The sequence below is a fragment of the Stenotrophomonas sp. 1L-E-5-B-C3 genome, from assembly GCF_057292075.1.
The window spans coordinates 503,751-526,851 of sequence record NZ_JBXAWS010000001.1 but is presented as its reverse complement, the minus strand read 5'-3'; the positions used below and the strand labels follow the sequence as shown (position 1 = coordinate 526,851).

Below are 23,101 nucleotides of genomic sequence, written 5' to 3'. Positions count from 1 at the left end.
TTGGCACCTCGGTTGAACGGCGCCCACCAAGGTGGGCGGCTACCGGTTATTGGGTGGCCGACATCCCCAGCTGCAGGTCCACCACCTTCCAGCGCAGGCCCTGCGGTTCCAGCACCACCTTCAGCGGCGGCTGGCCCGGGCCACGATCAACGTCGATCACGAAGCGGTCCAGTGCTTCGAAATGGTGCTCGGCATGCTTCAGCGGCCGCGCCGGTTCGGTCGGGCCGAATGCATCGCCTCCCTGCAGTTCATTGCGGCCACGCTTCCACAGCACATGGCCCTGCAGCATCGCGCCGATGCCAGTCGGAGTTACCAGCGTCTCCACCGCCGCACCGCCCAGCTGGTTGCCCAGCCCGTAGAGCAGGGCGCCGAAGGGGCTGGCTGCCACATCCGGACCGGCCTGGCGCACCAGGTAGTCGTTGAGCTGGGCGCGCACGCTGCTGCGTACCCGCGGGAAGTCGACGTAGCGCTCCAATCGGGCGGTGTCACGCTGTTCGATGGCCTTGGACAGGCCGTGCACGGTCATGTACGGGCCGCCAAACCACCAGGCGGCCAGTGCCAGGACCAGCAGGACCACGAGTGCGCTGAGCTTCTTCATGCCGCCCAGACTGCCGCAACTGCCGCAGCCAGTGGTGAACGGCAGGTGATGCGACCTAGAATTCCAGGTCCAGCGCCGCGCACAGATAGTCGACGAACGGGCCGAGCGCGGCCAGGTCCTTGCCCAGCGTGGACAGCAGGCGCGGGCCGGTCATCGTGGCATCGTCCAGCGAGCGCCACATCACCCAGTTGCGGTGCTTCAGGTCGTCGATGAACTCGAAGTCGGCCGGGAAGCCGCGCGGCGGCCGAACCAGCTTCTCGCTTTCCTCGAAGTCGAAGCGCTTGCGCAGCGCCGGTGCTTGCGCGGCGGCTTTCCAGCTGCCGGGGTTGTCGAGGATGAAGTGGCGCACGCGGCGCTGGGTTTCCGGCTCTGGATGCCACAGGCCAGCACCCACGAAGTTCTCGCCAGGCTGCAGGTGCACATAGAACGAGGGCGCGGCCACTTCGCGGCGGCGCTCATGGAACAGGCGCGCACCCTGCCAGGTCTTGTACGGCGACTTGTCGTTGGAAAAGCGCGCATCGCGATGGATGCGGAACAGCGAACCGCCGACGCCGCGGGTGTCGGCGCGGAAGTGCTCGCTGACCTCGGTCAGTGCCGGCTGCAGGTCGCCCAGCAGGCGCAGGAACGGCTGCCGCACATGGTCTTCATACTGCTGGCGATGATCGTTGAACCACGCCTTGTCGTTGTGCCGCGCCAAGCTGCGCAGGAACTTGAAGCTGGCATCCGAAAAATATGTGCTCACAGGGTCTCCTGCAGGTGCTGGCCCCAGTCGCGCAGTGACTGCAGCAGATCCTGGCGCCGCGCGTCATCGGGCGCTTCGGCAGCCAGTGCATCCAGCTGCTGCTGGTACTGGGGCAGGTTGAGTTCGCCCAGGCCGCCGTCTCCGAGCAGGCGCTGGCGGCGGTAATCCTGCCAGCGCTGGCGTTCATCCGGTGCGAGGCTGTCGGGATGGTTGCGCGCACGGTAGCGGAACAGCAGCTCCGGCAGCCGCGGGTCGCGGAAACGGCCTTCGAGCGCTGCCAGCTGCTCCGGCGCGGTGGTGCGCGCCAGTGCCAGCAGTGGCTTGTCGCCGGCACCCAGGAAGCCGTCGTACAGCGAGGCATCGACGTCGGCCACACTGGCCACGCGCGGCTGGTTGTAGACCTGTCGTGCCTTCTCGGCCAGCTGTGGGGCGAACGCACGCAGGCGCTCGGCCTTGGCCTCGATCGCGGCCACGTCCAGGCCGAGACGCGCATGGTCATCGGCACGCAGGTGGTTCCAGGCGATCAGCGCCGGCACCTTGTTCAGTTGTACTTCCTTCAGCGGCACCCGCGTCGCGCCCTCGGGCAGTTCGCTGGCACGCATGTACAGGCGCTGTGCGATCACCTCGGCCGGGAGCTCCAGCAGGTCGTCGATGTCACCCTCCAGGTCGAACACGATCACCCGGTTGTTGATGGTGGGATGCATCGACAGCGGCAGCACCGGTGCCGCGCATAGACGGCTGGCCGGGTAGCGCATGGAAATGTGCAGTACCGGCTTCATCGCGGCCACGTCCAGCAGGCTGCCGACGAAGCGCTTGTCGCGCAGCTTCAGGGCGTAGTCCCACAGGCGCGGCTGCGACTGCTTGAACAGGCGGGCCATGCCGATGGTGGCGCGCACGTCAGAGAGTGCTTCGTGCGCATCGCCTTCGCGCACGTTGTTGGCTTCGGCCAGGTGTTCGAGCTTGAACGAGGTGGCGCCATCTTCGCGCAGCGGCCATTGGATGCCATCCGGGCGCATCGCGCGCATCAGCCGCAGCATGTCCAGCAGGTCCCAGCGCGAATTGCCGTTGCGCCACTCGCGTTCGTACGGGTCGTGGAAGTTGCGGAACAGCCCGTAGCGGACGAACTCATCGTCGAAGCGCAGCGTGTTGTAACCCAGCGCGCAGGTGCCGGGGCGCGACAGCTGCTCGTTGATGCGGTCGAAGGCTTCGGCTTCGCTGATGCCTTCGGCCAGTGCCTGCTGCGGAGTAATGCCGGTCACCAGCGTGGCCATCGGTGAGGGCAGCAGGTCATCGGCCGGGCGCACGAAGAAGCTGACCGGGGTATCGATCTCGTTGAGGTCGGCGTCGGTGCGGATTGCCGCGTACTGCGAGATGCGCGTACGCCGCGGGTCCTGGCCGAAGGTTTCCAGGTCGTAGAACAGGAAGCTGTCGGCCATCAGTGCGCGCCCTCCAGGACCGGGAGCTGCGCGTGGATCTGCGCTTCCAGTGTCGCCCAGTCGATGTTGTCCAATGTGGTGTGGCCGGTGGTCGCCGCCACCAGCATCCCGCGCTGCAGTTCGGTGCGGTGCAGGGCCTCGGCGTAGGGTGTGTGCAGGAAGGTGACCATGGTGTAATGCGGCACGAAGCGGGTCGGCCAGCGGCGCTGCAGCTCCTGTTCCAGTTCGCGCCGCAGCAGGAATGCAGGGTCGGCCACGCGGTCGCGCATCTCCAGATAGTTCTCCAGCGCCATCTGCTGGATGGCACGTGCATTCGGCTTGCGCTCGGCTTCGAACGCGGCGAACGCAGCTTCCAGATCATCGGCCTCCATCAGGTGACGGGCCAACGCAACGCAGTCCTCGAACGCGCAGTTCATGCCCTGGCCGTGGAACGGGACCATCGCATGTGCGGCGTCGCCGATCAGTACGGCACGGCCCTGCTGATGCCAGCGCTCCAGCGTGAGCGTGCCAAGCAGGCCCGGCGGGTGCTGCTCCCAGTCCGCGCGCAGGTTCGTGATCAACGGCAGGGTGTCGGCGAACTCGCGCGCGAACAGCGCCTCGGCCTGCGCGCCGGTGTTGACCGTGGCGAAGCTTGGGTCGCCCTGGTTGGGCAGGAACAGGGTGACGGTGAAGGTGCCTTCGTGGTTGGGCAGGGCGATGCACATGTAGTGGCCGCGCGGCCAGATGTGTAGTGCGTTGCGCTCGATGCGGAAGCTGCCGTCGGCGGCCGGCGGAATCTCCAGCTCCTTGTAGGAGTGGTCGAGGAAGGCAATGTCCTCGCCCAGCGGCGCACGGCGGTTCATCGCCGCGCGCAGCGCAGAGCCGGCACCGTCAGCGCCGATCAGGGTGTCGAAGCGGATGTCGTGCGGGCTGTCGTCGCGGTCATCGATGAAGCGCGCGTAGCCGGCATCAAAATCGACGGTGTGCAGGCGGCGATGGAAGTGCACGGTAGCGCCGGCCTGTTCGGCGAGTTCCAGCAGCGTGGTGTTCAAGTCGCTGCGGTGGATCGACCAGATCACTTCGCTGTCGTCGCGGCCGTAGCGCTGCAGCTGCGGTTCGCCCTCGCGCGGGTGCACCATGCGTCCGCGCATCATCACCGCGCGCGCCATCACCTCGTCTTCCACGCCCGCCTGACGCAGTGCGTTGCGCCCACGCTCGGCCAACGCCAGGTTGATCGAGCGGCCACTCTCGTAGTCGGCCACGCGTGGATCGCCGCGGCGTTCGTACAGGGTGATGCGCCAGCCCTGGCGTGACAGCAGGATGGCCAGCAGGGACCCGGCGAGGCCGGCACCGATAATGCTCAACGAGCGGGAAGCGTGTGCGATCAACGAACTGTCCAGCAGAAGGGGAGGGGCCGGCTTAGAGGCCGGCCCAGGCTTCCACTTCCTCGACGAAGTGGTGCACGTCCAGGTAGCGGTTGTAGAGCGGGGTCGGCGAAATACGGATCACGTCGGGCTCGCGCCAGTCGCCGAGCACGCCGATGCCGCGCAGGTGTTCGAACAGTGCGCGGCCACGTTCGCGGCCACCGATCACGCGCAGCGACAGCTGGCAGCCGCGGCGTTGCGGGTCGGCCGGGGTGATGATGTCCAGCACCTGAGGCAGGCGCGCGCGCACCAGCGCTTCGAGCATGCCAGTCAGCGCCAGCGATTTGCTGCGCAGCGAGTCCATGCCGGCACGCTCGAACAGCTCCAACGAGGCGCGCAGCGGAGCCAGGCCGAGGATCGGCGGATTGCTCAGCTGCCAGCCTTCAGCACCGATGGCCGGAGTGAACTGCGGTGCCATCTGGAAGCGGGTGGACTCTTCATGGCCCCACCAGCCGGCAAAGCGCGGCAGGCTGCTGTCGCGATGGTGCCGTTCGTGCACGAAGGCGCCGGCCACCGCACCCGGGCCGCTGTTGAGGTACTTGTAGTGGCACCACACGGCGAAGTCGGGGGCCACGTCATGCAGGCGCAGTGGCAGGTTGCCGACCGAGTGGGCGAGATCGAAGCCGATGCGCGAACCCTGCAGGCGGGCGGCGCGGGTGATCGCATCCAGATCGAAGGCCTGGCCGGTGCGGTATTGCACGCCCGGCCACAGCACCAGCGCCAGGCGCGGACCGTGCTCGGCGATGGCGCGCTCGATCGCGGTCAGCGAGATCGTGCCGTTGGTTTCATCCGGCTGCACTTCCACCAGGCACTCGGCCGGGTCGAAACCATGGAAGCGGATCTGTGCTTCCACGGCGTGGCGGTCGGTCGGGAACGCGCCGGCCTCCATCAGGATCACCGGACGCTCGGCGGTTGGCCGGTAGAAGCTGACCATCATCAGGTGCAGGTTCACGCTCAGCGTGTTCATCGCCACCACTTCGCTGGGCAGCGCGCCGACCACGCGGGCCAGTTGTGCGCTGACCAGACGGTGATAGGACAGCCACTGCGTGGGGCCGGTGAAGTGGCCTTCCACGGCCAGCTCGCCCCACTGCTTCATCACTTCCTGCACGGCGGCCTGTGCGCCGCGCGGCTGCAGGCCCAGAGAGTTGCCGACGAAGTAGGTCTGCTCGCCGCCACCATGGCGCGGAATCAGGAATTCACTGCGCAGCGGGCGTAGCGGATCGGCGGCGTCCAGGGCAATGGCGTGGGTGCGGCTGAGCAGGTCGGACATGGTCGGGCAACAGGCTGCAACGGGACCGTCAGTGTAGCGCCTGGCACGGCGGGACCGATGCCCGGAATGCCTGCGTACCGCTATTGCTGTAGTGCCGAGCCCATGCTCGGCTTCGTGGCCCGGCAGCCGAGCATGGGCTCGGCTCTACAGGGGCGGGTGGTCAGCCCGCCGCCGGCGCCGGTAATGGGTCCACGTGCCCGCACTGGCTGCAGGTGCGCAGCTCCAGGCTGGCGTGGTAACGCGCGAACACCTTCGGCAGGTCGGTTTCGATGTTCTGCAGCGGGAAATACTCTTCGTGCAGCTTGTGGTTGCAGCGTTCGCAATGCCAGATCACGCCGTCCATCTCATGCGGGAGGCGCTTGCGCTCGACCACCAGGCCGATGCCACCGGGCGGGCGCCGCGGCGAGTGCGGAACCTTCGCCGGCAGCAGGAAGATCTCGCCGGCGCGGATCGGGATGTCACGCACCGCGCCATCCTCCTGCACCTTCAGCACCATCTCGCCTTCGAGCTGGTAGAACCACTCCGGGCCTTCGTCGTAGTGGTAGTCGGTGCGCGAGTTCGGCCCGCCGACCACCATCACGATGAAGTCGCCGTTGTCGATCATCTTGTTGCCCACCGGCGGCTTCAGCAGGTGGCGGTGTTCTTCGATCCAGGCGTGCAGGTTGATCGGCGAAGCGAGCATGGTGGCATTCCGTGTGCGGTCAGTCGCGCCGGCCCTGGCGCGGGACAAAGGACAGGGCATTCTCGTAGGCCTGTTTCAACTCTTCCGGGGCACCCACGTCGATGCCCATCTCGCTGACGCGACCGTTCTTCAGGCTGTAGACCCAGCCGTGCACCATCAGCTTCTGGCCGCGTGCCCATGCATCTTCGACGATGGTCGAGCGGCACAGGTTGGCGACCTGTTCGATCACGTTCAGTTCGCACAGGCGGGCGTGCTTGAGCTCGTCATCGTCGATCGCGTCGAGGATGGCGGCGTGCTTCTGGGCGACGTCGCCGACGTGGCGCAGCCAGTTGTCGGCGAGACCCACGCGGGTGTTGTGCAGGCAGGCGTGAACGCCGCCACAGCCATAGTGGCCGACGATCAGGATGTGTTTCACCTTCAGCTGGTCCACGGCGTACTGCACCACGCTCAGGCAGTTCAGGTCGCTGTGCGCCACTACATTGGCGACGTTGCGATGAACGAATACTTCGCCCGGTGCCATGCCGATGATCTGGTTGGCCGGTACGCGCGAATCGGAGCAGCCGATCCACAGGTACTCGGGGTGCTGCTGCTTGGCCAGGTGGTGGAAGAAGTCGGGATCTTCCTTGGCGACGCGGTCGGCCCAGTCTCGATTGTTCTGCAGCAGGCGGCGGATGTCTTTCATGTGCGGTTTCCCTGGCGTCGGGTAGGGGCGAGCTGCAGCTGTCCAGCTGCGGCGCGGGAATCTGTGGCGTTCAGCCGCCGGTGGCGGCCTGTTCGCGATGCCAGCGCATCCACTGCGCCAGTTCCTGTGAGGAGGGAGTGGCCAGCGTGTCCAGCGCGGCGATCACCGCCTGCTGGTTGGCCTCTGGATGGTTCTGGCTCAGCTTCAGCTTCAACTGCACGTGTTCAACCTGGAAGCGGAAGCCGACGATGGCGCGCAGTTCCGGGCCATGCTCCGTGCGCGTTGCATCGAACTGCCAGGACTGGCCGACGCTGGCTTCGAAGCGGTCGCTGATCGCGCCGACCAGTTCAGCCAGCGCTTCAGCATCGTCGAACGTCTGCAGCTGGCCGCGCAGTTCGGCGGCGGCGTAGTTCCAGGTCGGCACCCGCGCGGCGGGCTCCTTGTCCGGGTACCAGCTGGCCGAGACATAGCCGTGCGGACCGTCGATAAGGACCTTGGCCGCGCCGCTGTGGCGCGACTGCGGGTTGGCGCGCGCCCAGTGGCCGCGCAGTTCGATCTGGTCGCCGTCACGCCGGTACAGCACGGGTATCCGGGTCAGCTCCGGCAGACCATCACTGCCGGTCGTGAGCACGGTGACGAACGGATCACGCGCCAGCAGGCGGTCCAGCCAGAGCAGGTCGGTCTCGGCGAAGGCGCGTGGGGTGAACATGGCGTGGTCTCAGGCGCGGGCCCCGAGGGACTGCACCATGCGGCCGCGCAGGCCCTCATCGTTGTCGGCGTGCGGCGGCTGCACTTCATGCAGCGAGAAGCCACGCACCAGCGCGTCTTCCTCGTCCAGGCCGTCGTACTCGACGAACTCGGCGTCGAACAGCTGCGAACGGGCGGTGTCTTCGCTGTCATAGCTCAGCGTATTGCCATCACTGTCGAGCACTTCGGCGGTGCCGGCGGCACGGATGCGAAGGCGTGCCCAGATCAGGGTGTTGCCGAGGCTGGCCAGCCACCAGCTGTCGCGCGCGGCGGAGATGTCGTTCATGTGTGTCTTACCAGAGCGAGGCCAACCAGAGCAGGGCAGCCATGCCCAGTCCGGTCAGCAGGGTCAGCAGCGATACCCAGGCCGGTGTCGCCAGCCCGGACAGCGATCGGTCCGGTTGCTGCCGGTAATCGCGGCGCAGCAACCAGCCCAGGGCGTCGGGCTTGAGGAAGGCGCCACTGCCGAAGCGCTCGGCAAGCGCCGGATGGCGATCGCGCACGTGCACCAGGGTCAGCGGCCAGAAGATCACGAAGGCACTGAACCCGGCCACTGCGACGCCAACGAAACAGAGGGCGAAGAACAGGGTCATGGGGACAGTACCTCCGTGGTCGTGTGGGGTGGCTTAGAAGTCCGCGCTGCCCGGGGTGCGCGGGTAGGGGATCGCATCGCGGATGTTGGACAGCCCGCAGACGTAGACCACCAGGCGCTCGAAGCCGAGCCCGAAGCCGGCGTGCGGCACCGAACCATAGCGGCGGAAATCGCGGTACCAGCTGTAGTGCTCACGATCCAGGCCGAACTGGGCCATGCGCGCGTCCAGCACGTCCAGGCGCTCTTCGCGCTGGCTGCCGCCGATGATCTCGCCGATGCCCGGGGCCAGCACGTCCATCGCCGCGACGGTCTTGCCGTCGTCGTTCAGGCGCATGTAGAAGGCCTTGATGTGCTCGGGGTAGTTGGTCACCACCACCGGGCGGCCGACGTGTTCCTCGGTCAGCCAGCGCTCGTGCTCGGTCTGCAGGTCCAGGCCCCATTCCACCGGGAAGTCGAACTTCTTGCCGGATTTCTGCAGCAGGCTGACCGCATCGGTGTAGTCGATGCGCTCGAACGGCGCATTGATGAAGTCTTCCAGCTTGGTGATCGCGTTCTTGTCCACGCGCTCGGCGATGAAGGCCAGGTCGTCGCCGCGCTCGTCGAGCACTGCGCGGAACAGGTACTTCAGGAACTCTTCGGCCAGGCGCGCGTCTTCGGCCAGGTCGGCGAAGGCGATTTCCGGCTCGATCATCCAGAACTCCGCCAGGTGGCGGGTGGTGTGGCTGTTCTCGGCGCGGAAGGTCGGGCCGAAGGTGTAGACCTTGCTCAGCGCCAGGCAGTAGGCCTCGACGTTCAGCTGGCCGGACACGGTCAGGAAGGTTTCCTTGCCGAAGAAGTCGCGGCTGAAATCGATGGCGCCCTTCTCGTCACGTGGCAGGTTCACCATGTCCAGGGTGGACACACGGAACATCTGGCCGGCGCCTTCGGCGTCGGAGGTGGTGATGATCGGGGTGCTGATCCAGTTGAAGCCGTTCTCGTGGAAGAAACGGTGCACGGCCTGGGCCAGGCAGTTGCGGATGCGGGTGACCGCGCCGAACAGGTTGGTGCGCGGGCGCAGGTGCGCCACTTCGCGCAGGAACTCCGGCGACATCGGCTTGGGCTGGATCGGATAGGTGAGCGGGTCTTCAACCCAGCCGACCACTTCCAGCGCGCTTGCCTGGATCTCGAACGACTGGCCCTTGCCCTGCGACTTCACCAGGGTGCCGGTGGCGATGACCGAGCAGCCGCTGGTCAGGCGCTTGATTTCGTCGAAGTTGGCCAGGCTGTCGCCGGCCACGACCTGGATCGGGGCGAAGCAGGAGCCGTCGCTCACATTCACGAAAGCCAGATTCGCTGAACCGCGCACCGTGCGCACCCATCCGCGTACCGTGACTTCGCCGCCTTCCGGGATCTTCCCGGCAAGCGCATGTTCAACGCTGACCACCGTCATGACTTGAATCCTCTGCTGATCGACTCGATCTGTGAACACGGGAGTTTACCGGTTGCAGCGTTCTGCTTGCGAGGCATTTTTCGCGGCCGTCGGCTCCTTATAATGTCCCCGTACCTCTGGAGTAGCCCCATGGCCGTCAGCCTGACCCCCATTGCCTTCGAGCGCGTGCAGCGCTTTGTCGCCCAGACCCCCGGCGCGCTGGGCCTGCGTTTCGGCGTAACCAAGACCGGCTGCTCGGGCTGGGGTCACATCACCGACCTGGCCCGCGACGAGCGCGAGGGCGATACCGTGTTCGACCAGGATGGCGTGAAGATCTACGTCGATGCCAAGAGTCTGGCGCTGGTGGATGGCACCGTGATCGACTTCGGCAAGCACGGACTGAGCGAGACCTTTACGTTCAGCAACCCCAACGCCACCGCCGAGTGTGGCTGCGGCGAAAGCTTCACCACCGACGCCGACAAGGCCTGACGGCCGGTTCTGGCGTCCGCCGGGCGTGGTCCGATGCTATCGGAACCTGCTCTGGTAGATGCCGACCTTGGTCGGCAGGGACGGGATTCACGGATGGAACGACCGCTTTTCATTTATCACCCCAAGGCCTACGCCCTCTCCTTCGAAGAGGTCGACGGGATCTGTGACTGCTGCGGTCAGTCGCGGACGCTTCGTTACCGGGGGCCGTTCTACACACCTCTGCGTCCCGATTACCTGTGCCCCTGGTGTATCGCCGATGGCAGGGCAGCGGCCAATTACGAGGGTGAATTCACCGGCTGGAGCGATATCGAGGGGGTATCCCCGGATCCGGCCGATCCGCCGCCGACCATCGCCCGCGAGCTGCTGCTGGAGATCTGCGAGCGCACCCCGGGCTACTCGTCCTGGCAGCAATCGGTATGGCTGAGCCATTGTGAACGACCTTGCGCCTTCCTCGGCTTCGCCGGCAGCGAAGATCTGCTGCCCATCCTCGATCAGGTCCGGCCCGATGTGGCGGCAGTCAATCCACGCGACGCCGACTGGGTGCTGGCGCACCTGAGCCGGGACGGGATGATGGTCGGCTGCCTGTTCCAGTGCCTGGAATGCGGCCAGCATCGCCTTCACGTCGACCTGGGGTGAATCCAGGCGGATTCGTGGACTGTGCGGGGCTCCGGTAGCGGCCAACCTTGGTTGGCATGAAGGCTGCCCCCCGGTTCAGGTTGCCCTATGGCCCGCCGGTTGCCCGGCCACCCCATCTGCGCCATAATGCGCGGCTTCCTGCCTCCCTGGCGGGAATCCTTGCCCCACCGCGGTATCAACGGCGGGGGGCTGTCCGGCCGCAAGGCCACATCCGAAAGGTAGAAAAAACATGAGTCGTCATTACGAAATCGTGTTCATGGTCCATCCGGACCAGAGCGAGCAGGTCCCGGCCATGATCGAGCGCTACAAGTCGCTGGTCGAGAACGGCAACGGCACCATCCACCGTCTGGAAGACTGGGGCCGCCGCCAGCTGGCGTACCCGATCCAGAACCTGGTGAAGGCGCACTACGTGCTGCTGAACATCGAAGCCGACCAGGCCGTGCTGAACGAGCTGACCGAAAGCTTCCGCTTCAACGACGCCGTGCTGCGCAACCTGGTCATCAAGCGTGACGAGGCTGACACCGAGCAGTCGCTGATCATGAAGAGCAAGGACGAGAAGGGCGACAAGCCCGAGCGTGGTGAGCGTCGTCGTCGTGATGACGAAGAAGGCGAAACCACCCCCGCCGCTGACAACGATGCCGGCGACGACGCCGCTTCGGCCGCCTAAGGAGCACTGACATGTCCAAGTTCTTCCGTCGCCGCAAGTTCTGCAAGTTCACCGCTGAAGGTGTCAAGGAGATCGATTACAAGGATCTCAACACCCTGCGCCAGTACCTGACCGAGAACGGCAAGATCGTGCCGAGCCGCGTCACCGGTACCAAGTCGAAGTACCAGCGTCAGCTGGCGACCGCCGTCAAGCGCGCTCGCTTCCTGGCCCTGATCCCGTACACCGACAACCACGACATCTGATGCCGGCGGGGCGGCCACGTGCCGCTCCCCTGTGCCAGCTATTCGGACAGCCTTTGTTGCGGGGCCATCGCCTCGCTAACGAATAACTCATCTGGAGCAATACCATGCAGCTGATCCTTCTGCAGAAAGTCACCAACCTCGGCAACCTGGGCGACCTGGTCGACGTGAAGCCGGGCTACGGCCGTAACTTCCTCGTGCCGCAGGGCAAGGCCGTTCCGGCCACCGAGAGCAACAAGGCCGAGTTCGAAGCCAAGCGCGCCGACTACGAAGCCAAGGCCCAGGCCATCCACGCCGACGCTGACGCCCGCAAGGCCAAGCTGGAAGGCGCGAGCGTGACCATCGCCGCCAACGCTTCGACCGAAGGCAAGCTGTACGGCTCGGTCGGCGCCCGCGAAATCGCTGATGCCTTCACCGCTGCCGGCCTCGAGCTGAACAAGAGCGAAGTCATCCTGGGCGAAGGCGCCTTCCGCAACATCGGTGAGTACGACGTCCTGGTGCACCTGCACGCTGACGTTGAAACCACCGTCAAGGTTGTGGTCGAAGCCGAAAAGGCCTGATCCCACGCCGCAAGGCCTGGTATCACCGCAGAACGGGCGCCCGCGAGGGTGCCCGTTTTGTTTTGGGCGAATGCCCGATCCGGGGCGCCGGGCGACGCTCGACCAGCGCCCCCGGCCAGGCAATGTTCCACGCCCATTCGTAGAACACGGCCACATCGGTATACTCAGGGCGTCACATCCGTTCCACGGCCAGCGATCCCAATCGGATCAATGACTTGGAGGGTAAACGCAGGCCGCTTGCCGGCCCCAGTCCGGAAACCCTATGCGTCTTTCCACGATCAAGCTGTCCGGCTTCAAGTCGTTCGTCGATCCGACCACCCTGCACCTGCCGACCAACATGACCGGCGTGGTGGGGCCCAATGGCTGCGGCAAGTCGAACATCATCGACGCCGTGCGCTGGGTCATGGGCGAGAGTTCGGCCAGCCGCCTGCGCGGCGACTCGCTGACCGACGTGATCTTTTCCGGTTCCAATGCCCGCAAGCCGGTCTCGCAGGCCACCGTCGAGCTGATCTTCGACAACTCCGACCACACGATCTCGGGCGAATACGCCTCGTTCAACGAAATCTCGGTCAAGCGCACGGTCAGCCGCGACGGCACCAGCAACTATTACCTCAACGGCACCAAGTGCCGCCGCCGCGACATCACCGATCTGTTCCTCGGCACCGGCCTGGGCCCGCGCAGCTACTCGATCATCGAGCAGGGCATGATCAGCCAGATCATCGAGGCGCGCCCGGAAGACCTGCGCGTGTACCTGGAAGAGGCCGCCGGCATCTCCAAGTACAAGGAGCGCCGCAAGGAAACCGAGACCCGCATCCGCCACACCCGCGAGAACCTGGACCGGTTGGGCGACCTGCGTGACGAGATCAGCAAGCAGCTGGAGCACCTCAAGCGCCAGGCCCGGCAGGCCGAGCAGTACCAGGCGCTGCAGGAAGAACGCCGGGTCAAGGACGCGGAGTGGAAGGCGCTGGAGTTCCGTGGCCTGGATGGACGCCTGTCCAAGTTGCGCGAAGGCCTGTCGCAGGAAGAGACCAGGCTGCAGCAGCTGATCGCCGACCAGCGCGACGCCGAGGCCCGCATCGAGACCTCGCGCGTGCGCCGCGAAGAGGCCGCTGACGCGTTGAATACCGCGCAGGCCGCGGTCTATCAGGTCGGCAGCACGTTGGCCCGTGTCGAACAGCAGATCCAGCATCAGCGCGAACTGTCGCAGCGCCTGCACAAGGCGCGTGATGAAACCCGCCAGGCCCTGTCCGAGCTCGGCCAGCACATCAGTGGCGATGAGGCCAGGTTGATGGTGCTGCGCGAGGCGGTGGACGCCGCGACCCCGCAGCTGGAAGCGCTGCAGGAAGAAAACGAGATCAAGCAGGAGAGCCTGCGCGAAGCGGAAGAGCGCTTGGCTCACTGGCAGCAGCGCTGGGAGCAGCATACCTCGCAGAGCTCCGAAGCCTCGCGTGCTGGCGATGTCGAGCGTACCCGCGTGGACTACCTGGACAAGCAGGTCCTCGATGCCGACCGTCGTCGCGAGGCGCTGGCGGCCGAACGCGCGGGGCTGGACGTGGATGCGCTTGAAGAAGCCTTCGAGCAGCTGCACCTGCAGCACGACACGCAGAAGACCGCGCTGGATGAGTTGAGTGAAGACGTCGAGCTGCGCAAGCAGGGCGTGGCAGCAGTGCAGGAACAGCAGCGCAACGGACAGAACGAGCTGGCCGAGCTGCACAAGCAGGTCAACGGCCTGCGTGGCCGGCTGGCCTCGCTGGAGACTCTGCAGCAGGCTGCACTTGGCCAGGAGCAGGGCGCCGCCGTGGCCTGGCTGAAGGCACGTGGGCTGGATTCGGCCGCGCGTGTCGGCGAGCGGCTGGATGTCGACGCCGGCTGGGAAAACGCGGTGGAAAGCGCGCTTGGCCAATTGATCGAAGGCGTGCTGGTGGACGATCCGTCCAGCCTGGTCGATGCACTGGGTGAGCTCGGCGATGGCCGTATTGCGCTGGTTGCCAGCGACGACGCAGATCTGAAGGTTGCCCCTACCTCGCTGGCCGCTCGTGTGCGTGGCCCGGCGGCGATCCGTCGCCTGCTGGCCCATCTGCACGCTGCAAGCGATCTGGCCGAAGCGAAAACGTTGCAGGCCCGCCTGCCCGAAGGCGATTCGATCATCACCCAGGGTGGCGAGCGCCTGGGCCAGGGCTGGCTGCGCGTCGCGCGCTCCGGTGCGGCCCAGCAGGGCGCGCTGCTGCGCGAACGCGAGATCAACGAGCTGCGTGAGCAGATCGAGGCGCTGCAGGACCGCGAGGCCGAGCTGGAAGAACAGCTGTCCGGCTTCCGCGAGCAGCTGCGGGCCGCCGAACAGCAGCGCGAAGATGCGCAACGGGCGCTGTACCAGGCGCACCGTGCGGTGTCCGAGCTGGCCGGCCAGCTGCAGGGCCAGCAGGGCAAGGTGGAAGCCGCGCGCACGCGCATCGATCGTATCGAGGGCGAGCTGAAGCAGCTGCTGGAAACGCTGGATGCCAACAACGAACAGGTGCGCGAGGCGCGCTCGCGGCTGGAAAACGCGGTCAGCAGCATGGGCGATCTGGAATCGACCCGGCAAGGCTTGGAAGGCGAACGACGCCAGCTGACCGACGCGCGCGACCTGGCCCGTGAAGCCGCACGCGCGGTGCGCGAGCGTTCGCATTCGCTGGCCCTGACCCTGGAATCGCAGCGTGCACAGCTCGCCTCGTTGAGCCAGGCACTGGAGCGCATGAGCACCCAGCGTGGCCAGCTCGATTCACGCCTGGGCGAACTGCACTCGCAGCTCGATGAGGGTGATTCGCCGGTCGAATCGCTGCAGGCCGAGCACCAGAACGCGCTGGAAGAGCGCGTGCGTGCCGACCGTGTGCTGACCGAGGCGCGTACGCTGCTGGACGGCATTGATGCCGAACTGCGCAATTACGAGCAGACCCGCCACCAACGCGACGAACAGGCACTGGCCCAGCGCGAGCGTATTTCCCAGCGCAAGCTGGACCAGCAGGCGCTGGTGCTCAGTGCCGACACGCTGCAGGCTGCGGTGGAGAAGGCTGGTTTCGTGATGCAGGATGTGCTCAACGCGCTGCCCGAAGAAGCCCGCCTGGGCGACTGGGAGCAGGCCGTGCACCAGATCGACGGCCGCATGCGCCGGCTGGAGCCGGTCAACCTGGCGGCCATCCACGAGTACGGCGAGGCCTCGCAGCGCTCGGAGTACCTGGACGCGCAGCATGTGGACCTGACCACTGCGCTGGAGACCCTGGAAGATGCCATCCGCAAGATCGACCGCGAGACCCGCGGCCGCTTCAAGGACACTTTCGACCGCGTCAATGCCGGCGTGCAGGCTCTGTACCCGCGCCTGTTCGGTGGCGGACACGCCTACCTGGAACTGACCGGTGAAGACCTGCTCGACACCGGCGTGACCATCATGGCGCGCCCGCCGGGCAAGCGCGTGTCCAGCATCTCGCTGCTGTCCGGTGGCGAAAAGGCAATGACCGCGGTAGCGCTGGTGTTCGCCATCTTCCAGCTGAACCCCGCGCCGTTCTGCCTGCTGGACGAGGTGGACGCGCCGCTGGACGAGGCCAACGTCGGCCGCCTGGCCAACATGGTCAAGGAAATGAGCGAGAAGGTGCAGTTCCTGTTCGTCAGCCACAACAAGGCGACCATGGAGGCCGCGCACCAGCTGTCGGGCGTGACCATGCGCGAGCCGGGCGTCAGCCGCCTGGTCAGCGTGGACCTGGAAGAAGCCGCACGATTGGCGGGCGCGGCCTGACGTGCCATCCTAGTTACCTGAATGAACTAGCCGGAGAACCTATCGAATGTCCGACACGGCACTGTTGCGCATCGGCATCCTGGCCGCCGGCCTGCTGTTGATCGCCGCGATCTTCCTGTTTGGCCGTCCGAAAAAGAAGCCCCAGGGGCGCCGCGTGGAAGGCGCGGAACCGACCAGCGGTGAACGCCGCGAGCCGGTGCTGGGCGATGACGGCGTCCCCGTGGCCGATGGCCGCATTGAACCGGGCATGGGCGGGGAAGGCGAGCAGGCCGAACTTGGCCTGCCCGACACCGACCTGGGCGCAGCCAGCGATCTCGGCAAGCGCGCTACCCAGGATTTCGACAAGATCGTTTCGCTGCTGGTGGCGGCCCGCGCCGGCGAACAGCTGCGCGGCGAGGACATCGTGGTGGCCGCCGAGAAGACTGGCCTGGTCTTCGGCCATATGAACGTGTTCCACCGCCTGGTGGAGGGCTACCCCGAGCGCGGACCGATCTTCTCGATGGCCAGCGTCATCAATCCGGGCAGCTTCGACATGGCCAACATCCGCGCCATGGAGACTCCGGCCATCGCCTTCTTCCTGACCCTGCCGGCACCGCTGACCGCGCTGGATGCCTGGGAGAAGATGCTGCCGACCGTGCAGCGCATGGCCGAACTGCTCGACGGCGTGGTGCTGGATGACGGCCGCAATGCCCTGGGTCGTCAGCGCATCGCACACATCCGCGACGAGCTGCGTGCCTATGATCGCCAGCACCAGGCACCGCCGCTGACCAAGACCCCGCGCTGGTAAGCGCCATGGCGTGCCGACCAACGGTCGGCACCCACCCCGACCAACGGTCGGCACCCACCCCGACCAACGGTCGGCACCCACAATAGTAGATCCACGCCATGCGTGGATGCGGTCTACGCCGGTACGCCGGCCACCTTCGCGAACGCCTTGCGGAACGCCGCCATCTCTTCTTCGGTGCCCACGGTCACCCGCACGCGCTGCGGCCAGATCGGCCAGCTGCGACCGATCACCACGCCGTTCTCCGCCATTGCCTTGGCGAACGCGCCGCCGTCACGCTGGACGTCGACCACGAAGCAGTTCGCCTCCGAAGGCACGCAGTTGAAGCCGCGCTTGCCGAGCCAGGCGACGGTGGCCTGACGTGCCTTGGCATTCTGCAGGCGCCGCTGTGGGATCAGATGCGGATCGCGCAGGCTGGCCAGTGCCGCTGCCAGTGCCGGTACCGGCAGCGGATTGTCGCCGAGGCTGGCCAGTTCACGCAGCCGGTCCGGATGTGCAGCGGCCACGCCCAGGCGCAGGCCGGCCATGCCGTACAGCTTGGAAAACGTGCGCAGCACGATCAGGTCATCGCGCTGGGCCACCTGCGCGATCAGGCTGGGCTGTTCGCTGTACTGCAGATAGGCCTCGTCGACCAGCACACGGGTGGCCGCAGGCTTGTGGGCCAGCAGCCAGGCGAGCTCGACCGGTGGGCTGATCGAGCCGGTGGGGTTGTTCGGATTGCATACGTACAGCAGCCCGGTCGGGCGTGCATGCGCGGCAGCCACCATCGCACGCAGGTCGTGTGCGCCGTCATCGCGCAGCGGCACCTTCTGCACGTGCGCGCCGTGCGCGGCGGCCACCTCACCCAGCGTTTCGAAGGTCGGGTCGGCAACTACCAGTCCCGCCTGCGGGCCGGTCCACAGCGTGGCGGCACGATTCAGCGGTTCGCTGGAACCGGGGTAAAGGCGCACATGATCGGCCGGGATGCCGGCCTGCCCGATGAAAGCGTCGCGCACCTGGCCCGCCAGCTCGAAGCGGTAGCGGCCGCAGCTGGCGATGCTGTCGCACGCCGCCTGCTGGGCGGCGGGCGAGGGGCCGTATGGGCATTCATTGAAGTTCAGCAGTACCGCGCCCTCGCTGGGCGGCGCCGTTGCGGCCGCAGCAGGCTGGGCCTGGGCAAGGCGGGGCAGGCTGCTGCCGGCCACGGCAAGGCCGGCACCGGCCAGTTGCAGGAAACGGCGACGGGAGGCAGGCAGGGTCACGGGCGGGATTCCGAAGGGTAGCTGCTGCACGCTAGCGCCGGTGGGGGCGGGCGGCAAGCCCACTTTTGTAGAGTCGAGTCGTGCTCGACTGCAGATGTGCCAACCAAGGTTGGCACCTACCCGAGCGGGGAATGGTTGGCACCTACCCGAGCGGGGAGTGGTTGGCACCTGCCAGAGCGGGGGAGCGTCAGTCGAGCAAGCTCGACGCTACAAAGGCGGTGGTGTTACAGGGCCTGACGCCCGGGCGCGGTAGAATTCCCGGCCATCCCAGAACCACCGGATCCCGATGAGCCCCAGCCCCGCCGAACGCGCCGAAGACCTTCGCCGGCAGATCGCCCAGGCCAACCGCGCCTACCACGAGCTGGATGCACCGGAGATCCCCGACGTCGACTACGACCGGATGGTGCGCGAACTGGAAGCGCTGGAGCGCGAGCATCCGGAACTGGCCCGTGCCGACAGCCCGACCCAGCAGGTAGGAGCGCGTCCCTCGGGCCGTTTCGCCGAGGTGTGCCACGCGGTGCCGATGTTGTCGTTGTCCAATGCTTTCAGCGATGAGGAAGTGGCCGATTTCGTGCGTCGCATCGATGAGCGCCTGGGCCGCCGCAGCCTGCAGTTCTCGGCCGAGCCGAAGATGGACGGCCTGGCAATCAGCCTGCGCTACGAAGAGGGGCATTTCGTACTGGGCGCGACCCGCGGTGATGGCAGCACCGGCGAAGACGTGACGGCCAACCTGCGCGAGATCGGCGATATCCCCAAGCGCCTGAACGGCAAGGACTGGCCGGATGTGCTGGAAGTACGCGGCGAGGTCTACATGGCCCGCGCCGACTTCGAGGCCTACAACGAGCGTGCGCGCCTGCAGGGTGGCAAGGTGCTGGCCAATCCGCGCAATGCTGCGGCCGGCTCGCTGCGCCAGCTCGACCCGAAGATCAGCGCGCAGCGCAAGCTGAGTTTCTTTGCCTACGGCACCGGCGAGGTGCAGGGTGGCGAGCTTCCCGATACCCATTCGGGCACGCTGGCACAGCTCGGCAGCTGGGGCTTCCCGGTCAGTGCGCTGTGCAGGGTGGTGGATGGCACCGATGGCCTGCTTGGCTACTACCGTGACATCGGCGAGCGCCGTGACGGCCTGCCGTTCGATATCGACGGCGTGGTCTACAAGCTGGACGACCGCGCCGGGCAGCAGGCGATGGGCTTCGTGTCGCGCGCACCGCGCTGGGCCATCGCACACAAGTTCCCGGCGCAGGAACAGAGCACCACCGTGGAAGCGATCGAGATCCAGATCGGCCGCACCGGTGCCGCCACGCCGGTCGCGCGCTTGGCGCCGGTGGCCGTGGCCGGTGTGATCGTCTCCAATGCCACCCTGCACAATGCCGACCAGATCGCGCGCCTCGATGTGCGCGTCGGCGACAGCGTGATCGTGCGCCGTGCCGGTGACGTGATCCCGGAAGTGGTCAGCGTCATCCTCGACCGCCGTCCGCAGGGCACCACGCCTTGGCAGATGCCGACGCAGTGCCCGGTGTGTGGCTCGGAGATCGTGCGCGAGGAGGGAGCGGCGGCGTGGCGTTGTTCGGGCGAGCTGTCCTGCCCAGCGCAGCGCAAGGAAGCCATCGCGCACTTCGCCTCGCGCCGCGCGATGGACATCGACGGTCTCGGCGACAAGTACATCGAGACCCTGGTCGACGCCGGCATCGTCAAGGGCGTGGCCGATCTGTACCGGCTCAGCCGTGACCAGCTGCTGCACCTGAAACTGGTGCTGGATGCCGAAGATCCTTCGGCATTGGCTGCCGCACTGAAGCTGCATCTGCCTGCCGAAGGCAGCGGCGCGGTGCTCAATGCCGTGCTCAAGCTGGACGGCAACGATCCGGGCTGGCGCGCGCAGGCACTGGTGCAGCCGGCCAGCTTTGAATGGAACACGAAGAAGATCGCCACCAAGTGGGCTGACAACCTGATCGCGGCGATCGACGCCAGTCGTGCTGCCACGCTCGAACGCCTGCTGTTCGCACTGGGCATCGAACACGTCGGCGAAAGCACGGCCAAGGCGCTGGCGCAGTGGTTTGGCGATCTGGAGTTGATCCGCCATCTGCCGTGGCCGCTGTTCAAGCGCGTGCCGGACATCGGTGGCGAAGTAGCCCGCTCGCTCGGTCATTTCTTCGAACAGCAGGGCAACCAGCAGGCCATCGATGATCTGTTGCAGGTCGGCCAGGTGCGCATCAGCGATGCACATGCCCCCAGCGCCAAGCTGCGCGAGGGCCTGGACCTGGCGCAGTTGCTGGTGGAATCGGAGATTCCCGGCATCACCCGCCTGCGTGCGGAAAAACTGGTCGCTGCGTTGCCCAGCGCGCAGGCAGTGCTCGACGCCGAGCATGGCCAGTTCGTCAACGCCGGCTTGCCCGACGACACCGCACGCGGACTGGCCGAGTGGCTCGATGCCGAGGGCCATGGCGCGATGCTGCTGGCTGCTGAGAAAGCGATGCGGCAGATTCTGGCCAAGGCCCCCGCGCTTGCGGAGATCGTGGCTGGCCCGCTGGATGGGCAGACCGTGGTGCTGACCGGCACCCTGGCCCAGCTCACCCGCGATGCCGCCAAGGAGCGCCTGGAAGCGTTGGGTGCCAAGGTTTCCGGCAGCGTCTCGAAGAAGACCAGCTTCGTGGTGGCCGGTACCGAGGCCGGCTCCAAGCTGGACAAGGCGCAGTCGCTGGGCGTGCCGGTGTGGGACGAAGACCGCCTGCGGGCCTATCTCGCCGAACACGAATGAAGCCCCCGTCGGGCGCTTCTGCGCCCGGCATGAAATACAAAGGAACACCGATGCAGACCGCCCCGCTGGATTTCCGCCTGGCCACCCGTGCCGATGAGGAACTGTTGATCGCGTTGATGCGCGAGTTCTACGCCGAAGACAAGATCGACTTCGACGACGCCCGCGTGCGTCGCGGCGTGGATGCACTGCTGGCCGACCCGCGCAACGGTGAAGTACTGCTGTGGCTGGACGAAGCCGGCGAGGTGGTCGGCTATGCGGTGATCGCGATGGGTTTCAGCCTGGAGCAGGGCGGTCACTTCATGCTGCTGGACGAGCTGTACCTGAGCCATCGCGCGCGCGGTCGTGGTCGCGGCAAACAGGCCCTGGCGATCTGCGAACAGCGCGCACGCGGTCGTGGCGTCAGCCGCCTGCGCCTGGAAGTGAACCACCACAACGAACTGGCCCGACGCCTGTACCTGGCCAGCGGCTACATCGACGACACCCGTGACCTGCTGACCCTGCCGCTGGACCATCCGCGCCCGGAGGGCATCCTGTGAGCGAGGCCCTGCTGCGCGCGCTGCAGCAGCGCGCCGCGCTGAACGCGCTGGTGCGCCGCTTCTTCGCCGAGCGCGATGTGCTGGAAGTGGAAACCCCGATCCTGTCGGTGGCCGGCAACACCGAGCCGAACATCGACAGCTTCCACACCGATTTCACCGGGCATGTCGATGCCGGTGGCCGCCGCCGCTGGTTGCGCACCTCACCGGAGTATCCGCTCAAGCGCCTGCTCGCTGCGGGCGTCGGCGACTGCTATGAGCTGGGCCGTGTGTTCCGCAATGGCGAAGCGGGTGGTCGCCACAATCCGGAATTCACCATGCTGGAGTGGTACCGGGTCGGCTGGGATCACCATAGGCTGGTGCAGGAAACCGCCGAGTTGGTCGGGCTGGCGCTGGCGCTGGTCGGGCGCAGCGCCCGCTTGCGCGTGTTGAGTTATCGCGAGCTGTTCCAGCAGCATGTAGGCGTGGATCCGTTCGGTGCCGATGAAGCCGCGCTGCGTGCCGCACTGGGCGACGTGCATATCGATCCGGTCGGGTTGACCCGCGACGACTGGCTGGACCTGCTGATGACCCACCACATCCAACCGCACTTCGATGACGCGGTCATGACCGTGGTCCACGACTGGCCGGCCAGCCAGGCCGCGTTGGCGCGCATCCGCCCCGGCACGCCGCCGTTGGCCGAGCGTTTCGAGCTATACCTGGGGGCGGTGGAGCTGGCCAACGGCTATCACGAACTGAATGACGCGCAGGAGCAGCGTGCGCGCTTCCAGCGTGATCTGCAGCGTCGGCATGAGCGCGGGCAGGTGCAGCCGGCGCTGGATGAGGCACTGCTGGCAGCGCTGCCGTCGATGCCGGCCTGTGCCGGCGTGGCGGTGGGCATCGATCGCCTGCTGATGGCGATGAACCGCACGCCGCGCATCGCCGATGTGCTGGCCTACGATTTTGCCCACGCCTGAGTTTTTCGGGTCTTTCTGAAATCTTCAGGCTGAACGGAATCGACGGATTTCGCGCTTGATTCAGCAAGCAGGATGATGCTCTCATCATCCCACGTGCCTCACACTGGCATGGCAGTTCATCCAGTCTCGTGGGGAAGCCTTTGGTCAAGTGGTTCGCGGTCGTCGCTGTACCGGTGTACTCCCTCGCGATATGGGGGGTGTTCGCACCGTCGTCGGCGTTGGCCCAGCAGGCCGGCTATGACGGCGAAGTGGTGACCTGCGAATCGCGTGACATGGCCTGGGTGCACTGCGATATCGATGTCAGCAACGGCATCGACCTGGTCCGCCAGCTGTCCAGCAACAGCTGCATCCGCGGCAGTGAGTGGGGGACCGACCGCAGTGGTGTGTGGGTCACCCTTGGTTGCCGTGCCGAGTTCCGCGCACGCCGTGCGCAGGGGGCGGCAGCACCGGCCAGCACCCAGGGCAAGCGCCTCGTGCGCCGGGTTGTGCGCTGTGAGTCCAACGGTCGCCCGCAGAGCTGCCCGGTGCGGCTCGATGGCGCCCCGGTACGCCTGCTGCGCCAGCTGTCGGTGCTTCCGTGCCGGGAAGGGCAGGGTTGGGGCTACAAGCGCAATGAAGTCTGGACCACGCGTGGCTGCCAGGGCGATTTCGAAGTGGCCGACGACGAGGGTCGTTTCGTCGACGTGCCGCGGCGTCTGACCTGCGAATCGAAGTCGAAGAAGCGCCGCTTCTGCGGTGCCAGCATCTCCGTTGGAGCGGTCGTTACCCAGCAGCTGTCCAGCACGCCGTGCGAAGAGGGCAGCACCTGGGGCTGGAGCCGCAACGGGATCTGGGTGGACGGCGGCTGCCGTGCCGAATTCTCGGTGAATTGAGTCCGGGCAGGCTCCAACCACGCGGGGCCTGGCCCTACAATGGGCT

23 protein-coding genes are annotated in these 23,101 nt (G+C 66.6%); 11 read left to right on the top strand and 12 right to left on the bottom strand.

The genetic code is table 11. The features are described 5' to 3' along the window. Positions 1-46 precede the first annotated feature (46 nt). The 11 genes from AC0Z6F_RS02555 to asnS form a co-directional block, all read right to left on the bottom strand. Positions 47-598, bottom strand: coding sequence for a DUF2939 domain-containing protein (locus tag AC0Z6F_RS02555; RefSeq protein ID WP_485616339.1), 552 nt, complete (start codon positions 596-598; stop codon positions 47-49). Between the two features lie 55 nt (positions 599-653). Further along, positions 654-1,340, bottom strand: coding sequence for a DUF2461 domain-containing protein (locus AC0Z6F_RS02550; protein ID WP_485616340.1), 687 nt, complete (start codon positions 1,338-1,340; stop codon positions 654-656). Next, entirely contained in the window at positions 1,337-2,776 is a 1,440-nt protein-coding gene (gene sbcB, locus AC0Z6F_RS02545; protein WP_485616342.1) for an exodeoxyribonuclease I, read from the bottom strand. Before sbcB ends, AC0Z6F_RS02550 begins: the two co-directional genes overlap by 4 nt. Next, positions 2,776-4,143, bottom strand: coding sequence for an FAD-dependent oxidoreductase (locus AC0Z6F_RS02540; protein ID WP_485616343.1), 1,368 nt, complete (start codon positions 4,141-4,143; stop codon positions 2,776-2,778). The genes sbcB and AC0Z6F_RS02540 overlap by 1 nt, the downstream gene beginning before the upstream one ends. 31 nt (positions 4,144-4,174) lie before the next feature. Beyond that, positions 4,175-5,449, bottom strand: coding sequence for a kynureninase (gene kynU, locus AC0Z6F_RS02535; protein ID WP_485616344.1), 1,275 nt, complete (start codon positions 5,447-5,449; stop codon positions 4,175-4,177). Positions 5,450-5,609: 160 nt separating this feature from the next. Further along, the gene (locus AC0Z6F_RS02530) at positions 5,610-6,131 is read right to left on the bottom strand and encodes a 3-hydroxyanthranilate 3,4-dioxygenase (RefSeq protein WP_485616345.1); all 522 of its coding nucleotides are present in this window, start codon (positions 6,129-6,131) and stop codon (positions 5,610-5,612) included. Positions 6,132-6,150: 19 nt separating this feature from the next. After that, entirely contained in the window at positions 6,151-6,813 is a 663-nt protein-coding gene (gene can / locus AC0Z6F_RS02525) for a carbonate dehydratase (protein WP_065724444.1), read from the bottom strand. 70 nt (positions 6,814-6,883) lie between these two features. Then, positions 6,884-7,522: an FMN-binding negative transcriptional regulator gene (locus tag AC0Z6F_RS02520; protein WP_065724445.1), complete on the bottom strand. Its 639-nt coding sequence runs from the start codon at positions 7,520-7,522 to the stop codon at positions 6,884-6,886. 9 nt (positions 7,523-7,531) lie between these two features. Next, positions 7,532-7,846, bottom strand: a complete 315-nt coding sequence (locus AC0Z6F_RS02515) for a hypothetical protein (RefSeq protein WP_065724446.1) — start codon at positions 7,844-7,846, stop codon at positions 7,532-7,534. Between the two features lie 7 nt (positions 7,847-7,853). Next, positions 7,854-8,153, bottom strand: coding sequence for a hypothetical protein (locus AC0Z6F_RS02510; protein WP_448123195.1), 300 nt, complete (start codon positions 8,151-8,153; stop codon positions 7,854-7,856). A 33-nt stretch (positions 8,154-8,186) separates the two neighbouring features. Beyond that, positions 8,187-9,581, bottom strand: coding sequence for an asparagine--tRNA ligase (gene asnS / locus AC0Z6F_RS02505; RefSeq protein WP_485616346.1), 1,395 nt, complete (start codon positions 9,579-9,581; stop codon positions 8,187-8,189). Between the two features lie 129 nt (positions 9,582-9,710). On the opposite strand from asnS, the gene AC0Z6F_RS02500 reads away from it, so the two are divergent. The 7 genes from AC0Z6F_RS02500 (at position 9,711) to zipA (ending at position 16,704) form a co-directional block, all read left to right on the top strand. After that, entirely contained in the window at positions 9,711-10,049 is a 339-nt protein-coding gene (locus tag AC0Z6F_RS02500; RefSeq protein ID WP_006376495.1) for a HesB/IscA family protein, read from the top strand. 93 nt (positions 10,050-10,142) lie between these two features. Continuing rightward, a complete protein-coding gene (locus tag AC0Z6F_RS02495; protein WP_006376494.1) occupies positions 10,143-10,685 on the top strand; it encodes a CbrC family protein in 543 nt (180 codons plus the stop codon). A gap of 229 nt (positions 10,686-10,914) precedes the next feature. Next, positions 10,915-11,352 (top strand): 30S ribosomal protein S6, encoded by a 438-nt coding sequence (gene rpsF / locus AC0Z6F_RS02490; RefSeq protein WP_006376493.1) that lies wholly within the window; start codon positions 10,915-10,917, stop codon positions 11,350-11,352. An 11-nt stretch (positions 11,353-11,363) separates the two neighbouring features. Beyond that, the gene (rpsR, locus tag AC0Z6F_RS02485; protein ID WP_005926280.1) at positions 11,364-11,594 is read left to right on the top strand and encodes a 30S ribosomal protein S18; all 231 of its coding nucleotides are present in this window, start codon (positions 11,364-11,366) and stop codon (positions 11,592-11,594) included. 104 nt (positions 11,595-11,698) lie between these two features. Then, complete coding sequence (gene rplI / locus AC0Z6F_RS02480) at positions 11,699-12,151, top strand: 50S ribosomal protein L9 (protein WP_006376492.1); 453 nt, start codon at positions 11,699-11,701, stop codon at positions 12,149-12,151. Positions 12,152-12,413: 262 nt separating this feature from the next. Beyond that, complete coding sequence (gene smc / locus AC0Z6F_RS02475; RefSeq protein WP_006376491.1) at positions 12,414-15,917, top strand: chromosome segregation protein SMC; 3,504 nt, start codon at positions 12,414-12,416, stop codon at positions 15,915-15,917. A gap of 46 nt (positions 15,918-15,963) precedes the next feature. Further along, positions 15,964-16,704, top strand: coding sequence for a cell division protein ZipA (gene zipA / locus AC0Z6F_RS02470; RefSeq protein WP_012511552.1), 741 nt, complete (start codon positions 15,964-15,966; stop codon positions 16,702-16,704). A gap of 113 nt (positions 16,705-16,817) precedes the next feature. On the opposite strand, the gene AC0Z6F_RS02465 is transcribed toward zipA, so the two are convergent. Continuing rightward, a complete protein-coding gene (locus tag AC0Z6F_RS02465) occupies positions 16,818-17,942 on the bottom strand; it encodes a pyridoxal phosphate-dependent aminotransferase (RefSeq protein ID WP_012511551.1) in 1,125 nt (374 codons plus the stop codon). Positions 17,943-18,228: 286 nt separating this feature from the next. On the opposite strand from AC0Z6F_RS02465, the gene ligA reads away from it, so the two are divergent. The 4 genes from ligA to AC0Z6F_RS02445 all read left to right on the top strand — a co-directional run bounded on the left by ligA (position 18,229) and on the right by AC0Z6F_RS02445 (position 23,055). Then, entirely contained in the window at positions 18,229-20,694 is a 2,466-nt protein-coding gene (ligA, locus tag AC0Z6F_RS02460) for an NAD-dependent DNA ligase LigA (protein WP_485616348.1), read from the top strand. A gap of 50 nt (positions 20,695-20,744) precedes the next feature. Next, on the top strand, positions 20,745-21,230 hold the full coding sequence (locus tag AC0Z6F_RS02455; protein ID WP_006376440.1) for a GNAT family N-acetyltransferase: 486 nt from the start codon (positions 20,745-20,747) through the stop codon (positions 21,228-21,230). Beyond that, complete coding sequence (epmA, locus tag AC0Z6F_RS02450; protein WP_153675946.1) at positions 21,227-22,183, top strand: EF-P lysine aminoacylase EpmA; 957 nt, start codon at positions 21,227-21,229, stop codon at positions 22,181-22,183. Before AC0Z6F_RS02455 ends, epmA begins: the two co-directional genes overlap by 4 nt. 140 nt (positions 22,184-22,323) lie before the next feature. Continuing rightward, the gene (locus AC0Z6F_RS02445) at positions 22,324-23,055 is read left to right on the top strand and encodes a DUF3011 domain-containing protein (RefSeq protein WP_153675944.1); all 732 of its coding nucleotides are present in this window, start codon (positions 22,324-22,326) and stop codon (positions 23,053-23,055) included. Positions 23,056-23,101: the final 46 nt, after the last annotated feature.